Raw genomic sequence first — 3,591 nt, 5'->3', positions numbered from 1 at the left:
CAGCGTCAGGGTCAGGCCCTTGTTGAGGAAGGCCATCTCCTGAAAACGCCGCGACAGCGTCTCGAAGGAGTACTCCGTCGTCTCGAAGATGTCCGCGTCGGCCCAGAACGTCACCGTCGTACCGGAGTCCGAGGTCTCCTCGTTACGGACCAGCGGAGCCGTCGGCACACCGAGCTTGTAGTCCTGCGTCCAGCGGTAGCCGTCCCGCTTGACCTCGACCGAGACCTTCGACGACAGGGCGTTGACGACCGAGACGCCGACGCCGTGCAGACCACCGGAGACGGCATAGCCGCCGCCGCCGAACTTGCCGCCCGCGTGCAGGACCGTCAGCACGACCTCGATGGCCGGCTTGTTCTCGGACGGAACGATGTCCACCGGGATACCGCGGCCGTTGTCGATCACGCGCACCCCGCCGTCGGCGAGGATCGTCACGTCAATAGTGTCGGCATGGCCAGCCAAGGCCTCGTCGACCGAGTTACTCACGACCTCGTCCACCAAGTGATGCAGCCCACGCTCACCGGTGGATCCGATGTACATACCGGGCCGCTTGCGGACCGCGTCTAAGCCCTCCAGCACCTGGATGTTGCTACCAGTATAGGAAGCCTGGTCAGTCTGCTCTGAGGTTTGGTTGGGGTTGGCGGAATCGGCCACGAAGCGCCCTCTCTGGCACAGCGTGGTCATTTGCCCGCCGGTAGGCGCGGGCATACGACCACGTTACAACTCGGTTGCCACTAGCGGCAGTGTTGGCCCCAGTGTACCGGTACGACTGACAGAGATGGGCCTTTGGCGGCCCCTGGAAGCCGATGTGGCGCCCCAAACCCCTCTGCACATCCGGGTACTCGCCCCCGGGCACAACGACCTCACACGGGCCGTCACCGGTTTCAGGGTGTGTACTCCACGTGAACTGAGGTGACTCCCATGGTGTGTCGGAGAGGGAATGGTAGCTGGAGCGAGCGGGAGCCCCTGTGCCCGGCAGCGGCGTATTTCGCCCGGCAGAGGCAGGCGAAGTTCCGCAGCCGCTGGTAGGCCCGGTAGGTCTTGTTCTGGACCCGGGCGATGTCGTCACCGAGCCCCAGCAGGACCTCGTCGGCCGCCGTGGCCAACTCCTTCATCGCCCCGCCGGTGAACCGCCCCGGGTTTGATGCAATGCCGCGTAGTTAAGGCTGGTTGGCGCTGGTCAAGGGGCTTTGAAGATCGCGGGATGAGGCGAGGGGACCTCTGCTATATCTCGAGAGTCCGCCAAGACATCTCAAGGTTCAGAGGTCCCCTTGCTGTTCCAGTATTCCACCGCGCGCGCATCCGCTCCGGACGAGTCGGGGCTCGTGGCCGATGCGTTCGGAGCCGGCCACCTGGGCGAGCTCACGAGGTACGTCCCGTTCGATCTGGTCGATGCGGTTCTGGCGGAGACCGGCCGGGTCCAGCAGCGATTGCGGCTGCTGCCCTCACGGGTCGGGGTCTACTTCCTACTGGCCCTCGGATTGTTCCCGCACCTGGGATACAGCCGGGTGTGGGGCATGCTGACCAGCGCGCTTCCCAGTGCAGCACGAGTTTCGGAGAAGGCTCTGCGGGATGTGCGCCACAGGGTCGGGCCCAGGCCGCTCAGAAGGTTATTCGACACCCTCGCGGTGCCTCTCGCCGATCCGCGCACCCCGGGCCTGCGGTATCGGCGCTGGCGCACCGTCGCCTTCGACGGATGCGCATCGCTGCACTGCCCGGACTCCGAGCGCAACCGGGCCTGGCTCGGGCGCGCGGAGACCAGCCGCGGAGGGTTCCACGGCTACCCGTGCGTGCAGTTGATGACTCTCGTCGAGACCGGCACCCGTGCTCTCCTCGGTGCGGTGTTCGGGCCACGCAGCACCGGAGAGATCACATACGCCGCGCGCCTGGTCGAGCGCCTCGACCCCGAGATGCTGCTGCTTGCGGACCGCGCCTTCGACGGCGGCGAGTTCCTCGCGGGGGTCCGTGCGACCGGAGCACAGTTCCTGGTCCGCATGCGTGCAGGCCGCAAGCTTCCCCGCCTTGCGGTACTGCCCGACGGTTCGATCCTCACCCGGCTCGGCTCACTCAACGTGCGCGTCATCCAAGCGCAAGTCACCACGCACCTGGCCAACGGCAGCCACATCACCGGGCACTACGCGCCGGGATCGGGCCAGCTTCACCACCGCTGCCGCCACAGCCCAGGCCACCGTGATCCGGGCGACGGGGATCGCCGAGCAGCACGATCCCGCCCCACCCGAGACGATCACCACCGCCCTCCTTGCTCACCTGCTGCCCGCCCGCCGGGCCCGGCTCTCAGCCCGCAAGGTCAAGTCCCCGATCTCCCGCTACACCGGCCACCCGCTCGAAGAACGCCCCCAGACCAGCACACGGATCACCAGCTTCGACATCAACGTCGAGCAGCCGGGGACCCTCCCAGACCCGTGCCATCGCCAGCCGCCCAAGCAAGGATCATGAACCCCGGCTCCCGCGTCGACCGCGTCTTCGCGCTGCTGCGAGCCGAGCCGGACCGCTCCTTCACCCCGAGCGAACTGGCGCGGACACTTGAGATCACCAACATCAACAGCTTCAGCGTCCAACTGGCCACCTGGGCCCGCCGTGGCCTACTCGGCAAACCCGAACGCGGTCGATACACGGTCCCGACCAACTGTCCTGCACCGGTCCCTTGACCAGCGCCAACCAGCCTTAACTACGCGGCATTGGGGTTTGATGGAGACATCGAAGACCCGGAAAGATCCCGATCATGGCTGCTCCCCGTAAGTACTCCGACGAACTGCGTGAGCGCGCGACGCGTCTGGCGGTCGAGGCCCGCAAGGACCCTGCCGACCGGACCGGCGCGATCCGCCGCATCGCCGACCAGCTCGACATCCACCCCGAAGCCCTGCGGACCTGGGTCAAGCGCGCCGAGACCGACGAAGGCGTACGCCCCGGCACCACCAGCCAGGACGCCGCCCGCATCGCCGAACTGGAGCGGGAGAACCGAGAGTTGAAGCGGGCGAACTCGATACTGAAGTCCGCCTCGGCTTTCTTCGCCGCGGAGCTGTGCGCCACGAAGCGCGATGTTGATCGAGGGGCGGTGGAAGACCGCTTCCGTTGGGCCGTCGCAGCGGCCTGATCGAAGCTTGGGGGCAGCCTGATCCGGGGAACGCCGGTGAGGGTGGCAAGCGGCCCCGACGAAGACGGGACGTGCTGGAACTACCAGACGGTGCGGGTCCGTTCGGCGAGGTCAGAAGGTGTAGCGAGAGCGAACCAGTGGTGGAAGCTCCGTAAGCGCGAAGCCGGGTCAAATCTGGTGGATACGGGCCGGTGTGCAGTGCGTGGGACTCTGCTCGATCGGGTGGGGGGCCGGGAACTGGCGCCTGGTCCGCTACGCGGACGACTTCGTCGTCCTCGTCAGCGGCCCGGCCCATCGGGCCGAGGCCCTGCGCGAGCAGGTCGCCGAGGTCCTGGCCCCGCTCGGACTGCGGCTCTCACCGGAGAAGACCCGCGTGGTCCACATGACGACGGCTTCGACTTTCTCGGCCACCACATCCGCCGCCAGCGGAAACGCGGCACGAGCAAGCTCGTCGTCTATACCCGGCCCTCGAAGAAGGC

At 67.1% G+C, this 3,591-nt stretch carries 4 protein-coding genes and 1 pseudogene; 2 read left to right on the top strand and 3 right to left on the bottom strand.

Features of this window, described 5'->3' with window-relative positions:
* Window positions 1–705: ATP-binding protein (locus ACIRQP_RS42200; RefSeq protein ID WP_403900751.1), on the bottom strand; the 705-nt coding region annotated here is incomplete at its 3' end.
* A gap of 287 nt (window positions 706–992) precedes the next feature.
* Window positions 993–1,121: pseudogene (locus ACIRQP_RS42195) on the bottom strand (transporter); the annotation flags it as partial.
* 147 nt (window positions 1,122–1,268) lie between these two features.
* Between ACIRQP_RS42195 and ACIRQP_RS42190 the strand changes: the two are divergent.
* The gene (locus tag ACIRQP_RS42190; protein WP_403900749.1) at window positions 1,269–2,666 is read left to right on the top strand and encodes a transposase domain-containing protein; all 1,398 of its coding nucleotides are present in this window, start codon (window positions 1,269–1,271) and stop codon (window positions 2,664–2,666) included.
* Between the two features lie 74 nt (window positions 2,667–2,740).
* On the top strand, window positions 2,741–3,112 hold the full coding sequence (locus ACIRQP_RS42185; RefSeq protein ID WP_403900747.1) for a transposase: 372 nt from the start codon (window positions 2,741–2,743) through the stop codon (window positions 3,110–3,112).
* Window positions 3,113–3,364: 252 nt separating this feature from the next.
* Here ACIRQP_RS42185 and ACIRQP_RS42180 read toward each other — a convergent pair.
* Window positions 3,365–3,591, bottom strand: a 227-nt coding sequence (locus tag ACIRQP_RS42180; RefSeq protein ID WP_403900745.1) for a hypothetical protein, incomplete at its 5' end; no start/stop codon positions are given.

This window comes from Streptomyces sp. NPDC102274 (assembly GCF_044766385.1).
Classification (GTDB): domain Bacteria; phylum Actinomycetota; class Actinomycetes; order Streptomycetales; family Streptomycetaceae; genus Streptomyces.
The sequence above is the reverse complement of the archived record's forward strand: the minus strand, read 5'-3'. Positions and strand labels throughout refer to the sequence as shown.

Bases quoted from the DNA above. Each gene is read 5' to 3' on its own strand.
- ACIRQP_RS42185 (WP_403900747.1), top strand. From the start codon at position 2,741: ATGGCTGCTCCCCGTAAGTACTCCGACGAACTGCGTGAGCGCGCGACG.